The 25096-nt window shown below is 70.7% G+C and carries 20 protein-coding genes; 8 read left to right on the top strand and 12 right to left on the bottom strand.

The genetic code is table 11. The features are described 5' to 3' along the window. Positions 1-12 precede the first annotated feature (12 nt). Positions 13-1341, top strand: coding sequence for a nicotinate phosphoribosyltransferase (locus tag AB0N22_RS01200; protein WP_364634933.1), 1329 nt, complete (start codon positions 13-15; stop codon positions 1339-1341). Further along, positions 1338-1889 carry a nicotinamidase gene (locus tag AB0N22_RS01195; protein ID WP_364634930.1) on the top strand — a complete coding sequence of 184 codons (552 nt, stop codon included), beginning with the start codon at positions 1338-1340 and terminating at the stop codon, positions 1887-1889. The genes AB0N22_RS01200 and AB0N22_RS01195 overlap by 4 nt, the downstream gene beginning before the upstream one ends. Here the strand turns inward: AB0N22_RS01195 and AB0N22_RS01190 are convergent. After that, the gene (locus tag AB0N22_RS01190) at positions 1882-4800 is read right to left on the bottom strand and encodes an esterase-like activity of phytase family protein (protein ID WP_364634927.1); all 2919 of its coding nucleotides are present in this window, start codon (positions 4798-4800) and stop codon (positions 1882-1884) included. The two genes, AB0N22_RS01195 and AB0N22_RS01190, sit on opposite strands and share 8 nt — an antisense overlap. 104 nt (positions 4801-4904) lie before the next feature. Between AB0N22_RS01190 and AB0N22_RS01185 the strand changes: the two genes are divergently transcribed. Both AB0N22_RS01185 and AB0N22_RS01180 read left to right on the top strand, forming a co-directional pair. After that, positions 4905-6200 carry a GNAT family N-acetyltransferase gene (locus AB0N22_RS01185; protein WP_364634925.1) on the top strand — a complete coding sequence of 432 codons (1296 nt, stop codon included), beginning with the start codon at positions 4905-4907 and terminating at the stop codon, positions 6198-6200. Next, positions 6200-6694 (top strand): GNAT family N-acetyltransferase, encoded by a 495-nt coding sequence (locus AB0N22_RS01180; RefSeq protein ID WP_364634922.1) that lies wholly within the window; start codon positions 6200-6202, stop codon positions 6692-6694. The genes AB0N22_RS01185 and AB0N22_RS01180 overlap by 1 nt, the downstream gene beginning before the upstream one ends. On the opposite strand, the gene AB0N22_RS01175 is transcribed toward AB0N22_RS01180, so the two are convergent. The 7 genes from AB0N22_RS01175 to AB0N22_RS01145 form a co-directional block, all read right to left on the bottom strand. Then, positions 6691-7716, bottom strand: coding sequence for an LLM class flavin-dependent oxidoreductase (locus tag AB0N22_RS01175; protein WP_364634919.1), 1026 nt, complete (start codon positions 7714-7716; stop codon positions 6691-6693). The genes AB0N22_RS01180 and AB0N22_RS01175 overlap by 4 nt on opposite strands. Before the next feature lie 177 nt (positions 7717-7893). Next, positions 7894-10410, bottom strand: a complete 2517-nt coding sequence (locus AB0N22_RS01170) for a hypothetical protein (RefSeq protein WP_364634916.1) — start codon at positions 10408-10410, stop codon at positions 7894-7896. A gap of 49 nt (positions 10411-10459) precedes the next feature. Further along, positions 10460-11356: an oxygenase MpaB family protein gene (locus tag AB0N22_RS01165; protein WP_364634913.1), complete on the bottom strand. Its 897-nt coding sequence runs from the start codon at positions 11354-11356 to the stop codon at positions 10460-10462. A 54-nt stretch (positions 11357-11410) separates the two neighbouring features. After that, complete coding sequence (locus AB0N22_RS01160; RefSeq protein WP_364634911.1) at positions 11411-12355, bottom strand: alpha/beta hydrolase; 945 nt, start codon at positions 12353-12355, stop codon at positions 11411-11413. A 37-nt stretch (positions 12356-12392) separates the two neighbouring features. Further along, the gene (locus AB0N22_RS01155; RefSeq protein WP_364634908.1) at positions 12393-14093 is read right to left on the bottom strand and encodes a DEAD/DEAH box helicase; all 1701 of its coding nucleotides are present in this window, start codon (positions 14091-14093) and stop codon (positions 12393-12395) included. Continuing rightward, on the bottom strand, positions 14083-14355 hold the full coding sequence (locus AB0N22_RS01150) for a DUF3039 domain-containing protein (RefSeq protein ID WP_364634905.1): 273 nt from the start codon (positions 14353-14355) through the stop codon (positions 14083-14085). The genes AB0N22_RS01155 and AB0N22_RS01150 overlap by 11 nt, the downstream gene beginning before the upstream one ends. 34 nt (positions 14356-14389) lie before the next feature. Next, positions 14390-14938, bottom strand: coding sequence for a YqgE/AlgH family protein (locus tag AB0N22_RS01145; protein ID WP_364634902.1), 549 nt, complete (start codon positions 14936-14938; stop codon positions 14390-14392). A 62-nt stretch (positions 14939-15000) separates the two neighbouring features. Between AB0N22_RS01145 and AB0N22_RS01140 the strand changes: the two genes are divergently transcribed. After that, the gene (locus tag AB0N22_RS01140) at positions 15001-15759 is read left to right on the top strand and encodes a MerR family transcriptional regulator (protein WP_364634899.1); all 759 of its coding nucleotides are present in this window, start codon (positions 15001-15003) and stop codon (positions 15757-15759) included. Between the two features lie 58 nt (positions 15760-15817). Here the strand turns inward: AB0N22_RS01140 and AB0N22_RS01135 are convergent, their stop codons facing one another. Next, complete coding sequence (locus tag AB0N22_RS01135; protein WP_364634896.1) at positions 15818-16276, bottom strand: hypothetical protein; 459 nt, start codon at positions 16274-16276, stop codon at positions 15818-15820. Positions 16277-16417: 141 nt separating this feature from the next. Between AB0N22_RS01135 and AB0N22_RS01130 the strand changes: the two genes are divergently transcribed. Next, complete coding sequence (locus AB0N22_RS01130) at positions 16418-17068, top strand: TetR/AcrR family transcriptional regulator (RefSeq protein WP_364634893.1); 651 nt, start codon at positions 16418-16420, stop codon at positions 17066-17068. A 3-nt stretch (positions 17069-17071) separates the two neighbouring features. On the opposite strand, the gene AB0N22_RS01125 is transcribed toward AB0N22_RS01130, so the two are convergent. From AB0N22_RS01125 to AB0N22_RS01115, 3 genes are read right to left on the bottom strand one after another with little or no spacing between them, the layout of a single operon-like run. Beyond that, on the bottom strand, positions 17072-18106 hold the full coding sequence (locus AB0N22_RS01125; protein WP_364634890.1) for a DUF3048 domain-containing protein: 1035 nt from the start codon (positions 18104-18106) through the stop codon (positions 17072-17074). A 56-nt stretch (positions 18107-18162) separates the two neighbouring features. Beyond that, positions 18163-18648, bottom strand: a complete 486-nt coding sequence (locus tag AB0N22_RS01120; RefSeq protein WP_364634888.1) for a histone H1-like repetitive region-containing protein — start codon at positions 18646-18648, stop codon at positions 18163-18165. Between the two features lie 3 nt (positions 18649-18651). Further along, positions 18652-19665 carry an OmpA family protein gene (locus tag AB0N22_RS01115; RefSeq protein WP_364634886.1) on the bottom strand — a complete coding sequence of 338 codons (1014 nt, stop codon included), beginning with the start codon at positions 19663-19665 and terminating at the stop codon, positions 18652-18654. A gap of 109 nt (positions 19666-19774) precedes the next feature. On the opposite strand from AB0N22_RS01115, the gene AB0N22_RS01110 reads away from it, so the two are divergent. Both AB0N22_RS01110 and AB0N22_RS01105 read left to right on the top strand, forming a co-directional pair. After that, a complete protein-coding gene (locus tag AB0N22_RS01110) occupies positions 19775-24319 on the top strand; it encodes an ATP-dependent helicase (RefSeq protein ID WP_364634883.1) in 4545 nt (1514 codons plus the stop codon). After that, entirely contained in the window at positions 24312-25091 is a 780-nt protein-coding gene (locus tag AB0N22_RS01105) for a DNA-formamidopyrimidine glycosylase family protein (RefSeq protein ID WP_364634880.1), read from the top strand. Before AB0N22_RS01110 ends, AB0N22_RS01105 begins: the two co-directional genes overlap by 8 nt. Positions 25092-25096: the final 5 nt, after the last annotated feature.

The raw sequence follows: 25096 nt of genomic DNA, 5'->3' as shown, positions 1-25096 counted from the left end.
GCCGCCGGGCCGATGAGTCCTAGGCTGGATACCGTGAACGCCAATGCCAGCACCGCCCTGCTGACCGACCGGTACGAGCTCACGATGCTCCAGGCGACACTGAGGGACGGCACGGCCCATCGCCGTTCCGTCTTCGAGCTGTTCGCCCGCCGACTGCCCCAGGGGCGCCGCTACGGCGTGGTCGCCGGGATCGGCCGGCTGCTCGACGCCCTCGAGGACTTCCGCTTCGCCCAGGCCGAGCTCGACTGGCTCCGCGAGGCGGACGTCGTCGACGCCGACACGATCCAGTGGCTCGCCGACTACCGGTTCACCGGGACGCTCTGGGGCTATCCCGACGGCGAGCTCTACTTCCCGCAGTCACCCGTCCTGGTCGTGGAGGGGACGTTCGCCGAGTGCGTGATCCTCGAGACGGTGTTCCTGTCGATCCTCAACCACGACTCGGCCATCGCGTCGGCCGCGGCACGCATGATCTCGGCTGCTGGCGACCGCCCCTGCATCGAGATGGGTTCGCGGCGCACCCACGAGGCGTCGGCGGTCGCGGCCGCCCGCGCCGCATATATCGCCGGGTTCGCGGCGACGTCGAACCTCGAGGCCGGACGTACGTACGGGATCCCCACGACGGGCACGAGCGCGCACTCGTTCACGCTGCTCCACGACACCGAGCGCGAGGCGTTCGAGGCGCAGGTCCGGGCCCTCGGCCCGGGCACGACGCTCCTGGTCGACACCTACGACATCCCCGAGGCCATCCGCACCGCCGTCGACGTCGCCGGGGCCGAGCTGGGCGGCGTACGTCTGGACTCCGGTGACCTGGTCGCGCTCGCGCGCGAGGTGCGCGCCCAGCTCGACGGCCTCGGCGCCACGTCGACCCGGATCACCGTCACGAGCGACCTCGACGAGTACGCCATCGCCGCCCTCGCTGCCGCCCCCGTCGACGGCTACGGCGTCGGCACGGCGCTCGTGACCGGCTCGGGCGCGCCTACCAGCGGCTTCGTCTACAAGCTCGTGTCACGAGCGGGCGAGGACGGCACGATGGTGCCGGTCGCCAAGAAGAGCACCGACAAGATCTCGGTCGGCGGCCGAAAGTCAGCGCTGCGCAGGCGCTCCGCCGACGGCACGGCCCAGGCGGAGGTCATCGGCATCGACCTGGCACCGGTCGACGACGGCGACGACCGAGCCCTGCTGGTCGAGCTCGTGCGACACGGCGTACGCGTGCACCACGAGACCCTCGACGCCGCACGCGTACGTCTTCGCAGCTCGCTCGCCGAGCTGCCGGTCACGGCCATGCAGCTCATGCGCGGAGAGCCGGCCATCGAGACCGTCTACGAGAAGGAGAAGGCATGACCCGAGCACTCATCGTCGTCGACGTGCAGAACGACTTCTGCGAGGGCGGCTCCCTCGCCGTGGCAGGAGGCGCCAAGGTCGCCGGCGACATCGCCGACCTGCTCGCCACCAGGACGTACGACACGGTCGTCGCGACCCGCGACCACCACATCGACCCGGGCCCACACTTCTCGGACACCCCGGACTACGTCGACTCCTGGCCGCGGCACTGCGTCGTCGGGACGCGTGGCGAGGAGCTCCACGCGCCGCTCGAGCCGACGCTGTTCGACGAGATCTTCTACAAGGGCGAGTACGCCGCGGCCTACTCCGGCTTCGAAGGGGCGTCCGCCGACGGCGTGGGCCTCGCCGACTGGCTGCGATCGGCCGGCGTCGAGGCTGTGGATGTGTGCGGCATCGCGACCGACCACTGCGTACGCGCGACAGCGCTCGACGCCGCACAGGAGGGCTTCTCGGTACGAGTCCTCGAGGGACTCACGGCCGCGGTGACGCCCGACAACCTGCCCTTGGTCCACCGCGAGTGGGCCGAGGCGGGCGTCACCCTCAGCTGACCCTGACGGTGACCGACGGAGTGTGCGAGACGGCAGCCAGCGAGCTGCCGAGGTAGTACGCCCTCAGGTGACGACGGCCCGTCCACCGCAGGGTGACCTTGGCACTTCCCTTGCCGCCGCTGAGCCTGATGGTCTTGATGACCTTCGAGCCGTCGCGGACCTGCACCGAGCCGGCCGGGGTGAACCCCGTGCCGGTGACGCGCACGGTCGCCGTCACGGTCCGGCCCTTGCGCACCGAGTGGTCGTTGACCGACAGCTTGGTCGCCGTGGCGCCCTTCGCCACGGTCAGCGTGACGGGAGCGCTCGCACTGCTCGTCGTGCGGGCATCGCCGGCGAACTCCGCCGTCAGGTGCCGCGTGCCCGGCTTCAGGCCGCTCAGCGTGAGGGTCGCTGCGCCGTTCACGATCACACCCTTGGCCACGGTGGACGGACCGTCCTTGACGACGACGTCCCCTGACGGCTCGACCCCGGCACCGCCGGTCACGGAGATCGCGGCCGTCGTCTTCTGCCCGTACTTGATCGACGAGCTGGACAGCTCCAGAGTCGTCGTGCTCTTCAGCGCGTCGCTGAACGCGTCGGTGGCCTGGCCCAGGCGGAGGAAGACCGTCTCGCCCGTCGAGTCCTTGAGGCCGTCGTTGTCCGTCACGCCGTAGAGCGCACCGTCAGCAGCGATCGTGAAGCCCTCCAGCTTCTCCTGCGTCCACCCGTGCGTGGCGCGGAGCTCGGGGAGGACGTCGATCGCCAGCGACTTCTCCAGGACCGGCACCTCGTCGCCGACCGGGTCCGTGGCGGGGATGTCGACCGTGTAGATCCGCTTGTTGCGGGCGTTCGGGCCGTTGAGCTTGTCCCGCTCGATCACCGCGAACGTGTCGTCGTCGACGGCCGTGATCTCCGACAGGCCCACCCAGTCGCCCCCGTCCTTCTTGGGGCTGTTGAGCTCATAGCCGTACCAGTGCCAGGACCCGTCCTTGACGTCGTAGCGGCCGATGCGAGCGATGTTGTCGCCGTCGAGGCCCTCGGTCTGGTCCGACACGTCGGCCCACAGCTGGCGCTGGACGACGGTCCACACGTGCTCGCCATCGGCGTCCGTCGTGGCGGTCACGCCCTCGAGACCCCAGTTCTTGATGTGATCGGTGACCGAGGTCGGCAGGGTCACGGTCTGCTGGATCGCGCCGGCGTCGTCGGTCCGATAGATCTTGTTGGCCGCGCCGGTTGCTCCTTCCGAGGCGAGCCAGAAGCCACCCTCCGGACGGGCGTACAATCCCTCGATGTCGAGGTTCGACGGCACGCCGCCCTCGCTCACCGTCATGGCCGCGGTGATGTGCGCCGGCCTCCGTGAGACGTCGACGGTGAAGATCTGCGCCGGCTTCAGCACCGTGTCGGCTGCTGCGAACAGCGTGCCCGGATCCTTCGGAGCGGCCGTCAACGCGCCCAGGGCGCTCCAGCCGATCGGCGCCCCGGCGACCTCGTCGGACTCGATCGAGGGAAACGTGCCGGCCCCGTCACCGAGCTCGTAGAAGCTGACGCTCGCTCGCACGTTGACCGAGGCGTCGTCGGTCTCGCTGGAGACCGCGAGCAGGTCACGTCCGGGGATCGGCAAGATCCCCTCGGGGCCGTTCGTGGCCGGGAGGATCTGCTTGAACACCGGCGAGGTCGGGTCACTCAGGTCGTAGACGGCGATGAAGTTGCTTCGCTCGGAGCCCACGAACGCGTACGTCACCCCGTTGATCGTCGAGATCGAGAGCCCCTCGGGCTCGGTCCCCTTCTTGGCCGCGCGGTCGTCGTTGTAGTAGCCGTGCTTCACCGCGAGCCGTTCGAACGTGTTGCCGGCGTCCCAGTCGACGGAACCATCCGTGGCGTCGAAGATCGTCCACCCTCGTGAGCCACCCTTCCAGTCACCCTCGTTGGCGGTTGCCACGTGGGTGTCGTCGACCCACGCGATCGAGTCCGGCTCGCGGACGACGTTCGTCAAGGAGTCCGTCAGCGAGACCTTGCCATCCTTCTTGGTGTCGAAGCCGGCGCCGGAGACACTGCCGGCGGTGAAGACCTTGTCGATCGCCCGCGTCGCGAGGTCGATGACGACGATCCCGTTGTTCTCCTGCAGCGTGAGCGCGAGCTTGTTGTGGCGATTGATCGAGACGTACTCCGGCTCGGGGTCGGTCGGCTCCACGATTCCTGCGTCGACGAACGACGGCAAGGCCGTGCCGTCACCGTTGACCAGATCGATCCTGTGCGGCTGCCAGTCGGCCGGTGCACCCCCGAGATCGATGACCTGCACGAACCCTGCCGGCAGCTGCGGCAGGTCGCCCTTGGACCTGCCGGGAGGCGTGGCGTCCTCGTCGCGCTGGTTCTCGATGGCGATCGCGGCGAACTGCTCGTCGGCGCTGATGTCGATCGAGTCGGGCTGGCCGTCGAGGGGGATGCTCCGTATGCGCTTGGAGTCCGAGAGCCTCACGATGTCCAAACGACCCGAGGGATCGGCGAAGCTCGTGCTCGTGTCGACGACCACGAGGACGTACTTGCCGACAACGGCGACGGACGTCGGCTGGTCATCGGCGTCGCCGAGCTGTGCGAGCGAGAGACTGCCGTCGCCGACCGGTGACGAGGGGTCTGAGATGTCGAGGAACCCGATCCGCTTGCCGGCCGCGTCGGTGTAGATCAGCGTCTTGCCGTCCTTCGACACGTCGGAGATCTCCGCGACCGTCTCGGAGCTCGCCGGGACGTCCTTCGGCAGGTTCTTGTAGACCGGATAGGTGGCGACCCGATGGAAGGTCTGGTCCGTGTCGGCACTGGCGCCGGTCGACGGCACGACGACGGCCGCGAGCGCTCCGGCGACCGCTCCCGCGAGGGCCGGTCGGGCGATCGAGCGTACGAGCAGGGAGAGGCGGGAGGGCAGGGGGCTGTCTGGCATGGCCTGGATCCTGTCGACCCGAGTCGACATGTCGGCGACGTCCGGGTGAACGGCGGCCCATCAGTCGGCGTCGGGTTGTCCAGAGCGGTGGTTAGCCTGATGCCATGGGCCACGACAACCACCTCGACCTGCCCGTCGACGACGTGTCCGCCGAGCGGCTCGCCGCCGACGGGCTCCGCCTCGGACTCCTCGACCCCTCAGACCAGCAGGCCTACGCCGCATGGTCCCGAGCCGAGTCGCGCGGGTTCCACGGCAGCCGCGAGACGAGCGAGGCGATCGAGCAACGCCGCACGTACGTCATGTCCCGGCGGATCACCGGAGTGTGGGACGCGTCCGCTCCCCTGCCGGACGAGCCGGTCGCGACGACCGAGGTGTGGCCCGCCGACCTGACGGTTCCCGGGCGCCGCTCGGTCGGGTCGTGGGCCATCAGTGGTGTGACGGTGGCGCCGACCCACCGGCGACGGGGGGTGGCCCGCGCACTGCTCGAGGCCGAGCTGCGCACCGCGATGGCCCACGGCACGCCAGTGGCCACGTTGACCGTGTCGGAGTCCACGATCTACGGCCGGTTCGGCTTCGCCCCGGCCGCGCTCGCCCGTGACCTGACGATCGACACCCGCCGCGCCCGGTGGACGGGTCCGCAGCCGAGCGGCCGGGTCCACTTCGTCACGGCCGACGAGCTGCTCGCCGACGGACTCGCCCTCGTCGAGCGCGTGCGGCTCGAAACCCCCGGCCAGATCGCCTACGACGGCATCCTCTGGGATCGTCAGCTCGGCCTGATGATCGGCGACGAGGATGCCAAGAAGCAGCGGTTCATCCGCTACGACGACGCTTCCGGCCAGCTGCAGGGGTTCGCGAGCTACAAGCTGACCGCGAACGACCGCGACTTCACCCAGCACCGGCTCGACCTGTTGCACCTCGTGACGGCGACCGACGACGCGTACGCCGCCCTGTGGCGATTCGTCCTCGAGATGGACCTGGTGTCGGAGGTCCGCGCCCACCTGCGTCCGGTCGACGAGCCCGTGCGATGGATGGTCTCGGACTTCCGGGCGGTGCAGGTCGCCGAGCTCGATCACCTCTGGATCCGCATCCTCGACATCGAGGCCGCGCTCGGCGCTCGCACCTATGCAGCACCGGGGCGGCTGGTGCTCGGCGTGAGCGACCCGTTCGGAGCGTGCGACGGCACCTGGGCCCTCGACGTCGACACCACCGGTGCCGCGACCGTGACGCCCAGCAACGAGCCGGCCGACGTGGCGCTGTCGGTCGAGGACCTCGCGGCGATCTACCTCGGCGGGGTCTCGCCGGTCGTGCTCGCCGCGGCCGGGCGCATCACCGGCTCCGCTGCCGAGCTCGAGCAGATGTTCCGCTCCCCCGTCGCGCCGTTCCTGAGCATCTGGTTCTGATGGTGGAGATCCGTGAGCTCGCCGACGGCGACTGGCCGCAGGTGTGGCCGATCATCCGCGAGGTCGTGCTCGCCGGCGACACGTTCACGTACGACCCGGGCCTGACGGCCGAGCAGGCGCGGGAGCTCTGGGTCAAGCCCGCGCCCGGCCGCACGGTCGTCGCGCACGACGGCGGTGCGATCGTCGCGACGGCGCAGATGGGCGCCAACCGCGCGGGCCCCGGCTCGCACGTCGCGACGGCCAGCTTCATGGTCGCCTCAGCCGGCCGGGGGCAGGGCATCGGGGGCGCCCTGGTGCGCGACGCGCTCGACTGGGCCCGCGCGCAGGGGTTCGCCGGCATGCAGTTCAACGCCGTCGCGGCATCCAACGTCTCGGCGGTCGAGCTCTACCAGCGCCTGGGCTTCACGATCATCGGCACGGTCCCCGGAGCGTTCGAGCACCCAACCCAGGGCCGGGTGGGGCTGCACGTGATGTACGCGCCGCTCGAGCCCTAGAGCAGCTCCTTGGCCAGCAGCTCGAGGGTCTGCTCGCGCCCCGGCGCCGTGCGCGGGTCCGTGCCGCGGCGGGCCGACGCCACGGGGTTGACCATGACCTCGTCGACCGCGAACGTCTCCGCGAGCTCGCGGATCTGCTCCGCCGCCTGAGCGGGCGTGCCGACCACGGCGCGGGCCAGACCGGAGCTGATCATCGCCTCGACCTGCGGGTGCAGCTCCGCCGCCTGGGCGTCCTCCACGAGGTCGAGAGCCGTGAGCGGCTGGCCCGTGCGCAGGCGAGCCATCATCTGCAGGTTGGGCAGCATCAACGCCGCCGCCTCGCTCTCGGTCTCGGCGACCGAGGCGTTGACGGTCAGGAAGGTGACCGGTTCGCCGGCAACATCGCTGGGCTGGAACTCCGACCGGTAGACCTCCAGCGCCTCGGCGGTCCCGTGGCCGGAGAAGTGATGGGCGAAGACATAGGGCAGGCCCTTGGCGGCCGCTAGGTGCGCCGAGTACATCGAGGAGCCGAGCAGCCACATCCGTGGCTCGGAGGCCGCCGCCGGGGTCGCCTTGAGCACGTAGTTCTGCCGCGGCACCGCGACACGTACGCCGTCGGCCCCCATCAGCGCCACGACGTCGTCGAGGTACTGCGGGAAGTTCTCGATGTCCGTGTCGTCACGGCCTGCGGCGCCGCGCAGCGCCATCGAGGTGACCGGGTCGGAGCCGGGAGCGCGGCCGATGCCGAGGTCGATGCGACCCGGGGTGGCGGCCTCCAGCAGCGCGAACTGCTCGGCAACGGCCAGTGGCGCGTGGTTGGGCAGCATGACCCCGCCGGAGCCCAGCCGGATCGAGGTCGTCTGCGCGCCGAGCATGGCGATCAGCACCGGCGGTGACGTCGCCGCGACGGCCGGCATGTTGTGGTGCTCGGCGAGCCAGTAGCGGGTGAAGCCGAGGCGGTCGGCCACCTGGGCCAGCGACACGGTGGCCGCCAGGGCGTCACCGCTCGACTGGTCGGAGCGTACGGGGACGAGGTCCAGCACGGAAAGTCTCACACCAGTGCCAACGCGCGACCCTCGTCGATGCTTCCCGCCTCCGCCCTGGGCGGTGGATCGTCAACCGAAAGGGCCTGCATTCGGTTGACGATCCACCGCGCGGACCGCATTCGGTTGACGATCCACCGCGCGGACCGCATTCGGTTGACGATCCACCGCCCGGACCTAGCTGATCCGCGCCACCGCTCCGCCGGGGCCGAACGAGACGGTTCGGGTCGCCGTGGCGCCGGAGCTCGTGCGGGCGCAGTAGGTGAACTTCGAGGCCAGTCGCGTGTGGGGCTGGCCGGCCTTCAGCAGCACGCCCTGCACGGTGGTGCCGAGAGGAATGCCCCTGATGACGCTCTCGTCCTTGATCGCCTCGGGATCGCGGCACGCGTCGTTGGTCACGCCCTCGGCCCGCTCCCACATCGCGAGGTAGGCCTCCGCGCCGCGGGCCATGTCGTCGGCGATCGCCTGACCGCCCTGCTTGCGGAGGTCCTCGACCCAGTCCGGGTAGAGGCCGTAGTGCGAGACGCCGTCGACGTTGATGTCGTACGTCCGCTTGCCGCTGACCTGCTTGTCGATCGTCACGCCACCGAGACCCGTGAAGGGGTACGTCACCTTGTCGGGCACGTCCGCGCCGCGCGGGTTGCCCTGAGCGCCGAGCCCGTTGATGTCGGCGCCGAACCCGAAGCCGAAGTAGTAGCGCGGGTCGGCCCACGTCAGGTGCTTGCGCCACTTCTCGACGAATCCGGCGCTGTCGCCCGCGTACGGCGTCACGACACCACCGAGCTCGTAGATCCGCGGGTACGCGTCCGGGGTGGACCAGGAGTGGCTCGACACGACGCCGGGATACTTCAGCTTCTCCGCCAGGTCGAGCGAGGACTTCCGCGCCGCGACACTCATGTGGTCAGGGTCGAAGATCATCTTGCGCTCGGCCATGCCCTCGATCGTGTGGTCGCCGAGACTCGTGAGCCCGCGGGCGTTGCAGTGCGGGCCCGAGGCGTACAACGGGAGCTTGATCGGCAGGTGGAGACCGGCGATCGCGCCGAACAACGCGTCCTGCGCGGGGGCCACCGACGGCAGCGCGAGCTGGTCCTTGTCGTGCACCTCCGGGTCGCCGCCCGGCGCGCACGTGCGCATGTCCCAGAAGGAGCCGGTCTCGAGGAAGTTCGCGGCATTGATCAACGGAGCGGCGGTGCCCGTGTCACCGGCCACGCCTGACAGCGCGTTGTCGAACTTGTTGACGAGCTCCATCTGCCGCACCCCGAGGGCGTGAACCTCGTCGAGCTGCTTGTCGATCGACTCGGGGCTGCACTGCGGCACGTCGAGCTTCTTGGAGCAGCCGAACAGCGCGCTCGTCTCGATGCCCATCACGACCGCGAGCTTGCCCTGGTTGATGACCTGCCGGGCCTGGAACGGATCCGTCACGATGCGGTACCAGCCCTTGCCGGGCCCGCCGCTCTGCGCGTCGATGTAGCGCTCGAGCTTGCGCATGTCAGCTGCCTGCAGCCGGACGGAGTCCATGTCGTTGCACGAGTTGTGCTTGAGCGGGTAGAGCATGCACAGCTGGTTGTTCTCGACCAGCAGGTTGACGAGGATGCGCTGGCCGCCGCGCCACGAGCGCTCCAGCCACTTGTAGTAGGTGCCCTCGTGGGTCAGCGAGTCCGGTGCCGGCCAGTCCTTGAACGTCGGCCAGCCGACGGTGTCGTGCGGCTCGACCGTCCCGCCCTTGAAGAAGTTCTCGAGCACCGCTCCGCTGCCACCGGTGAGCTCGTGGTCGATGCAGTCCTTGAGCGCGTACGCGACGCCGTAGCGGTGCCACGGCCGGCCGCAGTGGACGTCGCCGCCGAGGAACTCGAACGCCATGCCGTGCGTGTGGGCGTCGAGGTAGCCGCGGACCTCCTGGAACGGGGTCGTGCCGGCAAACGGGTTGCCCTTGACGTTGACGTCGATCTCCGGCCATTCGTCGCACCCGGAGGTCAGCCGGAGGTTGAACGGAGCCGGAGTCCCGTTGACGAGTGCACCGGACGACGACCGGCCGAGCGAGATGTTCTTCGCGGGCAGGGTGAACGTGAAGGTCGACCCGGTCCGGTTCACGGTCCAGTCACTCCACGTGCTGGGCGTCCCGTGCGCGCTGGGACGGGTCAGCAGGTTGGCGCTGAGGAAGGTCTTGCCGGGCCCATAGAGGAGGTACGTCCCGAGGTCGGTCGCCTGGAAGTGGAACGGCATCGCACCGGCGAGCGAGCTGCCCTTGGCGGCGTACTCCCCTGCTTCCGGCACGACCCACTTGCCGGTCGTGGCCGACTGCAGGGCGTAGCAGCCCCCGGCCATCGCGTAGCGGTCCGCGGGAACGGCGACGCGCTCGGCGGGTGAGGGCGCCGGGACGAGCGTGGGATCCGGCTCGTTGCGCTGCGCCGCGACGCTGCTGAAGTGGGCGATCGCCTGGGTGAACGTCGTCGGGTCGGTCGTGTCGCCGGTCTGGGGCGCCCGAGAGATCGCGTTCTTGGTCGCCGCGTCGTCGTGGGTGTGAGGCTTCGACTCGTCCACGACGGGACCGGCGGTCGTGGCCGGCTCGGCCGGCTCGCCGTGGAACCGCTCGACCCACGTGGCGTAGGCCGGGAACGTGCTCATCGTGACGGCGATCGTGGTGACCGCGATCGTGACGGGCCAGAAGTGACGGTGGCGTGAGACCGGCCGCATGAAGCCTCCCAAGTTACTTGGAGGTCACAACGAGACGTACGTCACGAAGTCACGCGGACGTCGCCCTCCGGTCGGCCGCGTCCTCTACCGTCTCGGGCATCGTGGCGGGGAAGGTGCCGAGCCTCTCCACCATGAATCCGCCGGGGTACGTCTTGATGCGCTTGAGGTCCTTGGCATACCTCGGCCGGCGGCGGGGCGGCAGGAACCGCACCACCCTCGCCCGCATCCGCAGGCCGCCCCGGGCCAGCGCCACGACGGCGCGTGACGGCTGCTCGAGCTCGAACGCCGCGAGGAGCCGATCGTCCATCAGGGCACGGCTGAAGGCCTCGACCGGCCGCGCGAGGACCCGCGGGTAGAACGAGACGAGCAGCTCCAGCGTGGCGTCGGCGACGGCGCGGGTCTTGGGATCCGGGGCGAAGTGCTGCGACTCGTACGTGTCCAGCAGCTCCTCGAAGCCGGCGAGATCGGCAGGGATGTCCTTGATGCCCATCAGCGCGCCGAGCCGCTGGTAGTAACGCACGGACGCCGTCGTCTCGACCTCGCTCGGTCTGCGCCAGCCGTAGTCCTGCAGCCAGCGGTGCGGGACCACGACGAACGTCGCCAGGACGTAGCGCAGGTCGTCGTTCGAGATGTCGTAGCTGCCGTGCATCTGGTTCATCCGGCGCACCGCGGCACGGCCGCCCGGCGACTCGGCGCCGTCGACCAGCACCGCCTCTAGCACCAGGGCCGTGTCGTCATGGCGCTTCTGCGTGCGCTGGGTGAACTCCCCGGTGTCGTACAGCAGCCGGCCGATCGACGGCACGGCGTACGTCCGGAAGAGGGCGAAGCTCAACGCCTGCTGGTAGTCCCACGGGAACTCGTGGTACGACGCGATGCGCGCGATCTCCTCGTACTGCGTCTCCGGGTCGAGCTCGGCGATCCGGCGCTGCCAGTGGTCACGTCGCATGCCGCGACCCTACCGTGACAGCGGCACTGTCACCATGGTTCGGAGGACCTGGGATCAGAGGGTCTGGGCGAGGAAGTCGACGATGTCGTCGAGCGCCTGCCTTGCCACCGGCACGACGCCGGGCAGGCTCATGAAGCCGTGGATCGCTCCGTCGTACTCCGCGTAACGCACCGGCACCCCAGCAGCGACGAGGACGTCGCGGTAGCGAGCGCCGTTGTCGAGCAGCGGGTCGAGCTCCGCGGTGAGGATGAACGTCTTGGGGAGACCGGCGTGCGACTGCGCCCGGATCGGCGAGGCGCGGAAGTCCTCGTCGCCGTACCGCTCTCCCATGTAGAGCCGGACGAACGCGCGCATGTTCCTGGACGTCAGCACCGGGGCCTCGGCGTGCCGGTCCTCCGAGGGCCACCGGTCGTACATCTCGGTGCCGGGATAGATCAGCACCTGCGAGCGGAGCTCCGGGCCGCCGGCGTCGCGGGCGAGCAGGGCCATGACGGCCGCCAGGTTGCCGCCCGCACTGTCCCCCATCACCGACAGTCGGTGTGGGTCGACGCCCAGCTCCGCGGCGTGCGCCACGACCCACTCGAGCGTCGCCCAGCAGTCCTCGACCCCCGCGGGGAACGGGTGCTCCGAGGCCAGCCGGTACGCCGGGGAGATCACCACGGCGCGGTTGCGCACCGCGATGCGGCTCGCCATCCAGTGCGACTGCTCCGGATTGCCTTGCACCCATCCGCCGCCGTGGAAGTTGATGACGCACGGCAGCGGCGCGATCGCGCCGACGGGTCGGTGCACGAGCGCGCGTGAGCCGTTGCCGACCGTGATCTCCTCGACCGACGCGGCCCGGTCAGCGCGACCGAAGACGAAGCGACCCACCGGGGTGCGCTGCAGCTTCGCCCGCTTGGCTCGGTGGGCCGGCAGGTCGACGACGTCCTCGATGCCCTTCTCGGAGACCTTGAGGAGCGCTGCGAACAGCCGCGTGCGCGGGGCCATGGAGGACGTCACGCCGCGAGCGTAGCCGTACGACCCACCTCGGGAGAGGTCAGCCGGACGCCTTGAGCGCCCAGGCACGGATCGCGTCGATCCGTTCCTGCAGCTGGGCGGCCGAGGCCTGGGCCGCCGGAGGGCCGCCGCACTGGGACCGCAGCCGGCTGTGGGTGACGCCGTGCGGCGCACCCGTGCGGTGGTGCCACGCGCCGACCAGGGCATGGAGCTCGCGGCGCAGCTCGCTGCGCCGCTCGAACGCGACGTCGGCCTCGGGTGCTGCCGTGTCCTTGGCCTTGGCCTTGGCCCTGGCGCGCTTGGCCCGCGACGAGCGCAGCAGCTCGGCGACCTGGTCCTGGTCGAGCAGGCCCGGGATGCCGAGGAAGTCCAGCTCGCCCTCGTCGTCCGACAGCGCGTCGTAGCCGAACTCGCCACCGTCGTAGACCAGCCGGTCGAACGAGGCGTCGCTGCCGAGCGCGCGGTACTCGCCCAGCTGGTCCGACGCGCCCTGCTCCTCGTTGGCCTTGGCCAGCAGGTCGGCCTCGGCGGCGAACAGGTCTTCGGCGTCCTTGACCGGCCGGCCGATGACGTGGTCGCGCTGGCTCTCGAGGTCGGCCGCGAGCTGCAGCAGGCGCGGCACGCTGGGCACGAAGATCGACGCGGTCTCACCCTTGCGACGGGCTCGCACGAAGCGACCCACCGCCTGCGCGAAGAACAACGGGGTCGAGGTCGTCGTGGCGTAGACGCCGACCGAAAGGCGCGGGACGTCGACGCCCTCGCTGACCATGCGGACCGCGACCATCCACTGCGTCATGCTTGCGGAGAACTCGGCGATGCGTGCACTGGCACCGGCCTCGTCCGACAAGACGACGGTCGGCGTCGTGCCGGAGATCTCGGCGAGCACAGCGGCGTATTGGCGCGCGGTGTCCTGGTCGCTTGCGATGACCATGCCACCGGCATCGGGGACGTCGCGGCGCACCTCCATGAGGCGCGTGTGCGCAGCCGTCAGGACCTCGGGGATCCAGGAGCCGTTGGGGTCGAGCGCGGTGCGCAGGGCCTGCGCCGTCGCGGCCCGGTCGAGCGGCTCGCCCAGCCGGGCGGCGACCTCGTCGCCCGCCCGGGTGCGCCAGTGCATCTGCCCGGAGTAGGCCATGAAGAGCACCGGCCGCACGACCCGGTCCTTGAGCGCCTGCGCGTAGCCGTAGGAGTAGTCGGCGACGCTCGTCACGGTGCCGTCGACCTGCGGGGCGTAGGTGACGAACGGGATCGGGTTGTCGTCGGACCGGAACGGCGTGCCGGTGAGCGCGAGGCGTCGGACCGCGGGCTCGCACGCCTCCTGCACCGCATCGCCCCACGACAGGGCGTCGGCCGCGTGGTGCACCTCGTCGAGGATCACGATCGTCGGCCGGTGCTCGATGCGGGCCCGGTAGGCGTTGGGGTTGATCGCGAGCCCGGCGTAGGTCACGGCGAAGCCTTGGAAGTCCGCCCCGAGGACGCCTTGGCCCGCGAGCGTCGGGTCGAGCGTGATGCCGATGCCTGAGGCTGCCAGGGCCCACTGCGTCTTGAGGTGGTCCGTGGGCGTGACGATCACGACGCGCTCGACGACGCCGCGGGCGAGCAGGTCGGCGGCGATCGTCAGCGCGAAGGTCGTCTTGCCGGCGCCCGGCGTGGCGACGGTGAGGAAGTCGCGCGGCTGCGCGCGCTGGTAGAGCTCGAACGCCTCACGCTGCCAGACCCGGAGGTGCTGGCTACGCGTCACCCGAGGGATCCCCCTGATCGCCGTCGTCGCTCATGCTCTCCCAGATGTCCTTGCACTCGGGGCACACCGGGAAGGGCTCGGGATCACGGCTGGGCACCCACACCTTGCCGCACAGCGCGACGACGGGGTTGCCCATGATCATCGCCTCGGTCAGCTCGTCCTTGGGGACGTAGTGCGAGAACTTCTCGTGGTCACCTTCTTCGGTGCGCATGTCGGTGCGCTCGTCGACAACCGTCTGAGTACCTCGCCCGAAGAAAGCCACGGCCCCAGTCTAACGAGTCCTGGCGCCAGCCGGGTCAGTTGGCGGAGGGGTCGTCAGGGAATGTCGTCCAGAACCGGACGTCGTCGTCCTGACGTCGCAGGACCTCGCGCCAGAGCGTCTCGGGCTGCGGCGAGATGAGGTCCGAGTCGAGCGCCTCGACGACGAGCCAGGCACCTTCCTCGAGCTCGGCCTCGAGCTGGTCGGCCCCCCAGCCGGCATAGCCTGCGAACACGCGGATGCCGGCGAACTCGCCGCTTCCGGGCAGCGGCCCCTCGAGGTCGACCAGGCCCACGCGACCGGCCATCTGCCGCCATCCGGTCGGCGGAGCGACGTCGGCGATGACGCCCAGTGCCAGGGCCGAGTCCATCGCGACCGGGCCGCCGTCGAACAGGCAGACCGGCGCGTTGACGAGGCCGGCCCAGTCGGGCAGCACGTCGTCGACCTCGGAGTCGAGCGGCCGGTTGAGGATCACACCGAGGGCCCCGTCGGCGTCGTGGTCGAGGACGAACACGACGCTGCGCAGGAACGGACCGGACTCGATGGCCGGGGTGGCCACCAGGAGTCTTCCTCGCAACGTGTCCATGTCTCCATGATGCCTCGTGCCACCCCACCGCGCCCGGAATGGGCGCGGCCTATGATTCGTGCATGCCAGAGGACGCCGAGCGGGGCGAGGAGTACACCGTCGACGAGCTCGCCTCACGCGCTCAGATGACGGTCCGCAACGTCCGGGCGTACGCCGGCCGCGGCCTGATCGAGGCGCCACGGCTCGAAGGGCGTACGGGCTACTACAACCACGAGCACCTGCAGCGGCTCCAGCTGATCCGTCAGCTGATCGAGCGCGGGTTCACCCTCGCGGCGATCGAGAAGGCGATCCTGAACGCTCCGCATGCGGCCGGGCACACCCTCGACCTCATCACGATCCTCGACGAGCCCGACTCCGCCGAGCCCGAGATCATGTCGCGTGACGCGCTCGCCGCGTTGGCGGGGGTGCACCGCGACGACACCTTGATCGAGTCGCTCGTCGGACTCGGCCTGGTCGAGAAGCTCGACCCGGACCGCGTACGCCTGATCGAGCCCTCGGTCGTCCGTTCGGGCGCAGCGGCAGTCAAGCTGGGGCTGGCGCCCGAGACCGTCATCGGCCTGTTCCCCCTGCTGCAGACGCACCTGCGCACGATCGCGGACGCGTTCGTCCACGAGGTCGTGCAGGAGATGCTGCAGCCGTTCATCGATGCCGGCCTGCCGGACGACGAGTGGCCTCAGGTGCTGAACATCGTGGAGAGCCTGCTGCCGATCGCGAGCCAGGTGACGCTCGGGATCTTCCGCTCGGAGTTCCGGGCGGCGATCGACGTCGAGGTCGGCGAGCAGATCACCGGCATCGCGGCCAAGCAACCGCCAACGAAGTAACCCCGCCCGGCACCAGAGGGAGGGGGTGCCAGGCGGGGTGGTCTGCGACCGGTTCTTCCTACGCGGCGGTGGCCGTGGCGACCACGGACTCGCGAGCGGAGTTCATGATCCGGCGACCGTGACCCGTGAGGTCCGGGTGGCTCATGGGGACACCGGCGGCGGCAGCCAGGAACGCCTGTTCCTTGGCGAAGGCCTTCGCCAGCGCGGTCTCGTGGATGTGGGCGTCGAGCAGGGCGCGGGCACCGGGCATCTCTGCGGCGGTGTTGACCCATGCGGTGGCGGCCATCATCTCGGGGGACTCGGTGCTCTCGGTGACGAGACGGTCCAGCTGCCCACTGAGGCGCTGGAACCAGGACATCTGCAGGTCGAACAGCAGCTCGGTCTCGTCCGCGAAGGCCTTGCGGTCCTCGTCGACGGTGTCGAGCAGCTCGGTGAGGGTCAGGTCGCGGCGCCGGTCGGCGATCGCGAGCAGGTCACGGAGTGTTTCCTTGCGACGGTTGTAAGCATCCCAGGTCATGGTGTGCTCCTTTCTGTTCCGTCGGATCGAGAGTTCCATACTCTCGGTACGTACTCTCAGTATGTTGGCTGCTGATCGTCAAGGCAAACCCTCGGTATGTGATTCGCCCCACGGGTGGTGTTCGGCCGTAGACTGGTCGGCATGCCTCACCACGCACGCGTGACCAAGAACGTCCTGCGCACGGCGCGCAAGACCACGCGACGCCAGGACTACTCCTCGAGCACCAAGCGTGCTCTGCTCGACAGCGCCACGATCCTGTTCACGGATCACGGCTATGCGGGCACCTCGCTCGACGAGGTCGTCGCGGCGGCGCGGGTCACCAAGGGCGCGCTCTACCACCACTTCCCCAGCAAGCTCGCGCTGTTCGAGAGCGTGTTCTTCCGCGTGCAGGAGGCCACGACGAACGACGTCGAGAAGGCCATCAACGCGTCCAAGGACCCCTGGGAACGCGCCCAGATCGGCCTCGAGAAGTTCCTCGAGGTCTGCCGCGAGCCCCAGTTCCGCCGCATCTGCATGCAGGAAGGCCCGGTCGCCCTGGGCCACGAGCGCTGGGCCGAGGCCGAGCGCGCGTCGTCCTTCGGCATCGTCCAGCGCACGGTCGACGACCTGCTGGCCGACCTCGGCGGCGGCGGAGAGCTCAACGAGTCCTTCGGCGCGGTGTTCTACGGTGCGATCCGCTCGGCCTCGGAGTACGTCGCCGACGCCGAGGATCCCGAGGCCGCGAGCGAGGACGTGCAGTCCACGATCGCCGCGATCCTGGCCGGCCTGCGTCTGCTGCCCTCGATCGACTGACCGTCAGCCGAGGGTGACCTTGCCGTCGCCCTTGGGCACGAGCTCGACGAACACCTTGCCCGGGTCGATCGTGAACGGCTCCCCCGCCTTGGTCGAGAACCTGATCGACTCGTCGAGGCTCGGCTTCAACCACTCGACCTCGGTCACGGTGCTGCCACGGAAGATCAGCGCGCGTCCCTTGCCTTCGAGCTTGGTCTCGGGCACCGGGTTGCCGGCCGGGTCGGTGTAGCCCGCATCGCCGACGCGGCAGAACATCACGATCATGGTGTTGGCCTTGAACTCCTTGCCCGGGGCAGCGTGGCCGTTGGTGCGCCGCCACGTCCCGCCGGCCAGCTTCCAGGTCGTCGACGTGGAGTTGGAGAAGCGTACGGTCGCGCGGCGAGCCGTCTTCTGACGCGGCGGAGCGGGAGCCGAGGCGCTCGCATCAGGTTCCGAGTCGGTCGACTTCTTGGGGGTCCACGGCAGGTAGGGACCTTTGATCCTGGACGCCTTGGCCTTCTTCGCCACGGTCTTGAGGTTGATGAGCCGGTTGTAGGGGCGACCCAGCGCGGGATCGCTGCTGAAGCCCGGCGCGCCGCCATCCTCCGAGAAGACCTTGATGCCGGACCGCTCGACGCGTCGGTAGGTGCCCGCGGCGCCACCCGACGCCACGACCTGACCCCCCACCGGCGCGGCGATGCCGATGTCGGTGTCCCGCAGCGAACGGACGTGCCCGATCTTGGACGGCAGGTTCGAGTAGTAGAACGCTGCCAGCCTGGTGAGCCCGCCCTCGACGAGCTCCTCGACGACCAGGTCCGACTTGTCGAGCCCGTACTGCGGGGCGCCAGCAGCCGTGTTCTCGATCTTGACGACGAACACGGGGTTGCTGGGGCGGCCGTTCGGCAGGGCACGCCCGGTCAGCGGTGAGACCTCGACGAGCTTCTTGGCGGTGCCCTTGGACGCCTCGGGCGTCGTCGGCTCCTTCTTGCCGTCTGACGAGGAGCAGGCGGTGAGGGTGAGGGCCGTCGCGGTGACCGCGACGAGCAGGCGCAGCTTCATGCGGCCAGCATGCCTCATGGGCGAGCTCACCCCGCGCACCGACGCGGGTCAGTCGCCTAGGTGTCTTGAGAGCCCTCCGGCGGTGCCGGACTCGGTGGGGCCTGCTTGGTCGCAGGGCTCTTGACCGGCGCTTTCTTCGCCGCAGCCTTCGTCGCCGCTGTCTTCCTGGCCGGCGTCTTCTTCGCTGCGGTCTTCTTCGCTGCGGTCTTCTTGGCCGGCGTCTTCTTCGCCGCGGTCTTCTTGGCCGGCGTCTTCTTCGCCGCGGTCTTCTTGGCCGGCGCCCTCTTGGCGGCAGCCTTCTCCTGCGGCCCCTCGTCGGCCGAGGGAAGACCCAGCGAACCCTCGGCTGGGGGCGCCGGCTCAGGTGGCTCGGGCGGAGTGGCCGGTACGACGGTGGGCGGTGCCGGACGTACGCCCAGGGTGCTGGTGGAGCCCGACCTCGCACGCAGCACGAGCTCCCTCGCGACCCATCCGAGCGCGAAGCCCAGTCCGGCCGCGAGCAGCAGCCAGACGATGATCTCGCCGATCGTGTAGCCCGACATGCCTCAGCTCTCGTTGACGACGAACTCGACGCGGCGGAACTGCCTCGACGCCACGTCGGCAGTCTGCCGGTGGGAGGCAAATGTCCTCGTGCTGACGCGCGCCGGGCTCACGCCGGACCGCACGAGGTACGCCTTGACGGCTGCGACGCGAGCCAGGCTGAGCACCTCGCCCTCGGACGGGTCATCGGGTCCCGCGTACCCGCCGGCCTCGATCGTGACGCCGACGTTGCGCCGCAGGACAGCGGCCACGTCGTCGAGGATCCCCCGGTTCGCCGCGCTGAGGTCGGAGCTGTCGCGGCCGAAGTAGAGCGTCGACGAGATGAGGACCGTCGCATCTGCCTCGGAGAGGCCTGCTCGCCGCACGCTGAGTCGGTTCACGACGTCGAGCTCCGGCACTGCGGCGGCGACCAGCCTGCGCGCGTCCTCGACCCCGGACCGGCTCTCGATCGAGCCGCCGAGGTCGAGCGTTCCCGAGCCGTCGATCTCGAGCTCGAGGTCCTTGATCCCGACGAGGTCCACGAACGCGTGCGTCAGCTCATCGGTCCACGGAGCCGGGCCCACGGCGGGATCGATGGCCAGGTCGCCGGTGACCGGCACGGCGAAGGCCTCCGCGACCCCGGCCTTGATGCCGACCGCACCATCGGCGTCCGGCACCGTGCCGCTGATCGTGATGCCGGCGCCCGTGCGCGAGACGCGGAGGGTCGGGGTCGTGTCAGCCGCCTCGGCGGGAGCGCCACCGGCCGGCCGGACGACGTCCGCCCGGCGCACGCCCTCGATGCCCTCGACGACGAGCTCGGCCTGGCCGAGGTCGTCGACAGTGCCACCGCTGAGCTCGGCCTCGCGGCCCTCGAACGTCACCCGGATCTCGTCGAGGCCGGCGGAGGCAAGGGCCCGCTCGGCCTTGCCCTGCAGGTCCGAGGCCGCGGACGAGGACCCGACCAGCGCGCCCACGGCGACGACTGCGAGAAGGGTCGTCCCGAGCAGGGCGGCCAGCCCCCTGAGTCGCTGCTCCGACACTCCCGGTCCCCCTGCATGGACGTCTCGACGAGCGTCCAGCGTAGCGGTCAGCGCGCCGGCGCCGAGCACGTCCCGAGCGCATGTCGGTGGTGGCTGGGACGATGGTGGCATGACCGGCACGCTCGACCGATTCGCCCCTGCCACCCGGCAGTGGTTCGACGAGTCGTTCGATGCGCCGACCCCGGCGCAGCTCGGCGCGTGGGACGCCGTCGCCGGCGACGAGCACGTCCTGGTCGTCGCGCCGACCGGCTCGGGCAAGACGTTGGCGGCGTTCCTGTCCTCGATCGACCGGCTGATGCACGCGGGCGAGTCCGAGGGCACGCGGGTGCTCTACATCTCGCCGCTCAAGGCCCTCGCGGTCGACGTCGAGCGCAACCTCCGGTCACCTCTGGTCGGCATCACCCAGGCGGCGGCCAGACGCGGCGACGAGTTCCGCGAGGTCACGGTCGGCGTGCGCTCCGGCGACACCCCGCAGCGGGATCGGCGCGCGCTCGTGACGAACCCGCCCGACATCTTGATCACGACACCGGAGTCGCTGTTCCTGATGCTGACCTCGGCCGCGCGTGAGACGTTGCGGACCGTCGAGACCGTCATCGTCGACGAGATCCACGCCGTGGCCGGCACCAAGCGCGGCGCCCACCTGGCCCTGTCCCTCGAGCGCCTCGACTCCCTGCTGACCGAGCCGGCTCGCCGCATCGGCCTCAGCGCCACCGTGCGGCCGCACGACGAGGTCGCACGGTTCCTGGGCGGCTCTGCCCGCGTCTCTGTCGTGGCGCCCGAGGCGGCGACCCGCCTGGCCCTCGAGGTGGAGGTGCCGGTCGACGACATGACGAGCATTCCCGCGCCCCCGCGCGAGGAGGGCAGCGGCGGACGCGCGATCGACGACGACGACCAGCCCCGCGGCAGCATCTGGCCCCACGTCGAGGACGCCGTCATGCGCCGGGTCCTCGAGCACCGGTCGACGATCATCTTCGTCAACTCCCGCGGCGTCGCCGAGCGCCTGACCGCGCGCCTGAACGAGGCCTATACCGCCCACGTCGACGCCGAGTCCGGCGCGCCGGCCTCAGACCGTCCACCGGCGCAGCTGATGGGCGGCAGCGCCCAGACCTCCGGGGCCGAGCCGATCCTCGCCCGGGCCCACCACGGGTCGGTCAGCAAGGAGCAGCGCGCCCTGATCGAGGACGACCTCAAGACCGGCCAGCTGCGCTGTGTCGTGGCGACCTCGAGCCTCGAGCTCGGCATCGACATGGGCGCCGTCGACCTGGTCATCCAGGTCTCCTCGCCGCCATCGGTGGCCAGCGGGCTGCAGCGGGTCGGGCGGGCCGGGCACCAGGTCGGCGAGATCTCGCAGGGCGTCACCTTCCCCACCTCCCGCCAGGACCTCCTCGGAGCCGCGGTCACGACGTCGCGGATGCAGCAGGGCTTGATCGAGCGGCTCGACATCCCGGCCAACCCGCTCGACATCCTGGCCCAGCAGACCGTCGCGGTCACCGCCCTCGAGGCCGTCGACGTCGAGGAGTGGTTCGACACCGTTCGCCGCAGTGCCCCTTTCGCGACGCTGCCGCGCTCGGCCTACGACGCGACGCTCGACCTGCTCGCCGGGCGGTATCCCTCCGACGAGTTCGCCGAGCTGCGGCCGCGCCTCGTGTGGGACCGCGACGCCGGCACCCTGACCGGGCGGCCCGGAGCGCAGCGGCTCGCGGTGACCAGCGGCGGCACGATCCCCGACCGCGGCATGTTCTCGGTCAACCTCGCCGCCGGCACCGACGACTCAGGCGGCAGCCGCAAGGTCGGTGAGCTCGACGAGGAGATGGTCTACGAGTCGCGCATCAACGACGTGTTCGCACTCGGCGCGACGAGCTGGCGCATCCAGGAGATCACCCACGACCGCGTCATCGTCACGCCGGCGTTCGGTCAGCCGGCGCGCCTGCCGTTCTGGAAGGGCGACGCAGTCGGCCGGCCCTACGAGCTCGGCGAGGCAATCGGCGGGTTCGTCCGCGAGGCCGCCAACCTGTCGCCGGCCAAGCTGGCCGAGCGCACCTCCGCGCTCGGGCTCGGCCGGCAGGCCTCCGACAACCTGTCGGCCTATCTGCGCGACCAGAAGGAGGCCACGGGCCAGGTGCCGTCCGACCGCACCTTGGTCGTCGAGCGGTTCCGCGACGAGCTGGGCGACTGGCGAGTCGTGCTGCACTCGCCGTTCGGTCGTCGGGTCCACGCTCCGTGGGCGCTGGCCGTGGGCGCGCGCATCATCGAGCGCTTCGGGATGGACGGTTCGGTCGTGGCCAGCGACGACGGCATCGTCGCCCGCATTCCCGACACCGAGGCCGAGCCCCCCGGCGCCGACCTGTTCATCTTCGATCCCGACGACCTCGACAAGATCGTCACGGTCGAGGTCGGGGGCTCGGCCCTGTTCGCCTCCCGCTTCCGCGAGTGCGCCGCACGCGCCCTGCTCCTGCCCCGCCGCAACCCCGGCTCGCGGGCACCGCTGTGGCAGCAGCGACAGCGGTCGGCGCAGCTCCTCGACGTCGCCCGCAACCACCCGACGTTCCCGATCCTGCTCGAGACCGCGCGCGAGTGCCTCCAGGACGTCTATGACCTCCCGGCCCTCACGGCGCTCAGCAAGCGACTGGCCTCCCGCGAGGTCCAGATCGCCGAGGTCACGACCGAGCGTGCGTCGCCGTTCGCCCAGAACCTGCTGTTCGGCTACGTCGCCGCCTTCCTCTACGAAGGTGACACGCCGTTGGCCGAGCGCCGGGCCTCGGCGCTGACCCTCGACCCGACCCTGCTCGCCGAGCTGCTGGGTCGCGCCGAGCTGCGCGAGCTGCTCGACCCGGCCGTGATCGAGCACACCGAGCTCGAGCTGCAGCGCCTGACGGACGACCGGCGGGCCAAGGACGTCGAGGGCGTCGCCGATCTCCTGCGCATGCTCGGGCCGCTCACGACCGCCGAGGTCGCGGCCCGGCTACAGCCCGACGTCGCCAGCCAGGCCGCGGCCTGGCTCGGCGAGCTGCAGGAGGCACGACGGGCCATCGAGGTCGCGATCGCCGGAGACGTCCGGTGGGCCGTGGTCGAGGACGCAGGCCGGCTTCGCGACGCCCTGGGCGTGGTCGTGCCGATGGGCATCTCGGAGGCCTTCCTCGAGGTCACCGCTGACCCGTTGACCGATCTGCTGTCCCGCTACGCCCGGACCCACGGCCCGTTCACGACCGAGGAGGCTGCGGCCCGCTTCGGGCTGGGCAGCGCGGTCGCGGTCCAGGTGCTGCGCCGGCTCTCCCGCGACGGCCGGCTGACGGAGGGCGAGTTCCGGCCCCAGGCGACCGGCACCGAGTGGGTCGAGCCAGGCGTGCTGCGCCGGCTCAGGTCCCGCTCGCTCGCGGCGGCCCGCCACCAGGTCGAACCGGTCGACCCCCTGACCTACGCCCGCTTCCTGCCGTCCTGGCAGGGCATCGGCGGCAACCTCCGCGGACCCGACGGCGTGCTGACCGCGATCGACCAGCTGGCGGGGCTCGCCCTGCCTGCATCGGCGTGGGAGTCCCTGGTGCTGCCTGCCCGCGTTCGCGACTACTCCCCCGCAATGCTCGACGAGCTGACGACGGCCGGTGAGGTCATGTGGTCCGGGGCCGGCACGCTGCCGGGCAACGACGGCTGGGTCCAGCTGCACCCCTCCGACCTCGTGCTGCGGGCCGCAGGCACCGCTCCACCCGAGCCCGACTCCCTGCAGGACACGATCATCACGGCGCTCGACGGCGGCGGAGCGTTCCTGTTCCGCCAGCTCGCCGATGCCCTCGGCACCGACGACCACGGGGCGCTGGCGGATGCCCTCTGGGACCTCGTGTGGTCGGGACGCGTCAGCAACGACACGTTCGCCCCGCTGCGGACCTTGGTGGGCCGTGGGGGTGCCCACCGCACGACTCGGCCCGCCCCTCGCGCCCGTATCCACGGCCGCCGCACCCGGTCTCCCCGCACGGCACAGCAGGGTCCGCCGACCGTCAGTGGCCGGTGGTTCGCGCTGACCGAGACATCGGGCGACCCCACGAGCCTCCAGCTGGCGCGCACCGAGGCGCTGGTCGGCCGCTACGGAGTGGTGACGCGCGGTTCGGTGATGGCCGAGCAGACTCCCGGCGGCTTCGCAGGGGTCTACCGCGTCCTGCGCGAGCTGGAGCAGACCGGTGCCGTGCTCCGGGGCTACTACATCGAGACACTCGGGGCGGCCCAGTTCGCCGCACCCTCGACCGTCGATCGCATGCGAGGACACGTCGACGACGACGATCGGCCGAGCGAGGCCGCAGCCGTGACCCTGGCCGCGACCGACCCGGCCAACCCTTATGGCGCCGCACTGCCCTGGCCCGACCGCGGCGAGGAGTCCGCCGGTCATCGGCCCGCTCGCAAGGCCGGCTCGCTCGTCGTGATGCACGACGGTCATCTCGTGGCCTACCTCGAGCGCGGCGGCCGCAAGGTGCTCGTGTTCGACGACGAGCCGGCCCGGCTGGCTGCCGCAGCGGCGTCGCTCGTGGCCACGGTGCGCGCCCGGCGGATCAGCAGACTGACGATCGAGACGGCAGACGGCAAGCCGGTGGCGTCGACACCCTTCGGCGAGTCGCTGAGCGAGGCCGGCTTCGAGCCCACGATCAAGGGGCTGCGCATCGATGCCTGAGGGCGACACCGTCTGGCGCACGGCCCACCACCTGCACGAGGCGCTGGCCGGCCGTGAGCTGGTCCGCAGCGACTTCCGCGTCCCGGCGTTCGCGACGGTCGACCTCAGCGGCAGCCCGGTCGACGAGGTGGTCAGCCGGGGCAAGCACCTGCTGATCCGCACCCCTGACCACTCGATCCACTCGCACCTCAAGATGGAGGGCGCGTGGCACGTCTACCGGCTCGGGTCGCCGTGGCGCCGGCCCGGCCACTCGGCTCGAGCCGTCTTGGAGAACGATGAGTGGCAGGCGGTGGGCTACTCGCTGGGCATCCTCGAGGTGCTGCCCCGTTCCGACGAGGGCTCGGTCGTCGGGCACCTCGGCCCCGACCTGCTGGGGCCTGACTGGGACCTCGCCGAGGCCGCCAGACGAGTCGCCGCCGACCCTGACCGGCCGGTGTTCCTCGCCCTGCTCGACCAGCGCAACGTCGCGGGCTTCGGCAACGAGTACGTCAACGAGCTGCTGTTCCTCATGGGCCTGCTGCCGACCCGGCCGGTCGGTGAGGTCGCCGATGTCGAGCGCGTCCTCTCGCGCGGTCAGCGGATGCTCGACGTCAACAAGTCACGCGTCGACCGCTCGTTCACCGGCAGCGCGCGTCGCGGCGAGGAGCGCTGGGTCTATGGCCGCGAGCGCGCACGCTGCCGGCGATGCGGCACTCCGCTTCGCCATGCCACCCTCGGAGACCGGCCGACCACCGAGCGCAACACCTTCTGGTGCCCGCACTGCCAGACGTGATCCCA

Origin of the sequence: Aeromicrobium sp. NPDC092404, from assembly GCF_040684095.1 — a bacterium.
GTDB lineage: Bacteria > Actinomycetota > Actinomycetes > Propionibacteriales > Nocardioidaceae > Aeromicrobium.
This window is presented reverse-complemented; position numbering and strand designations above follow the sequence as displayed.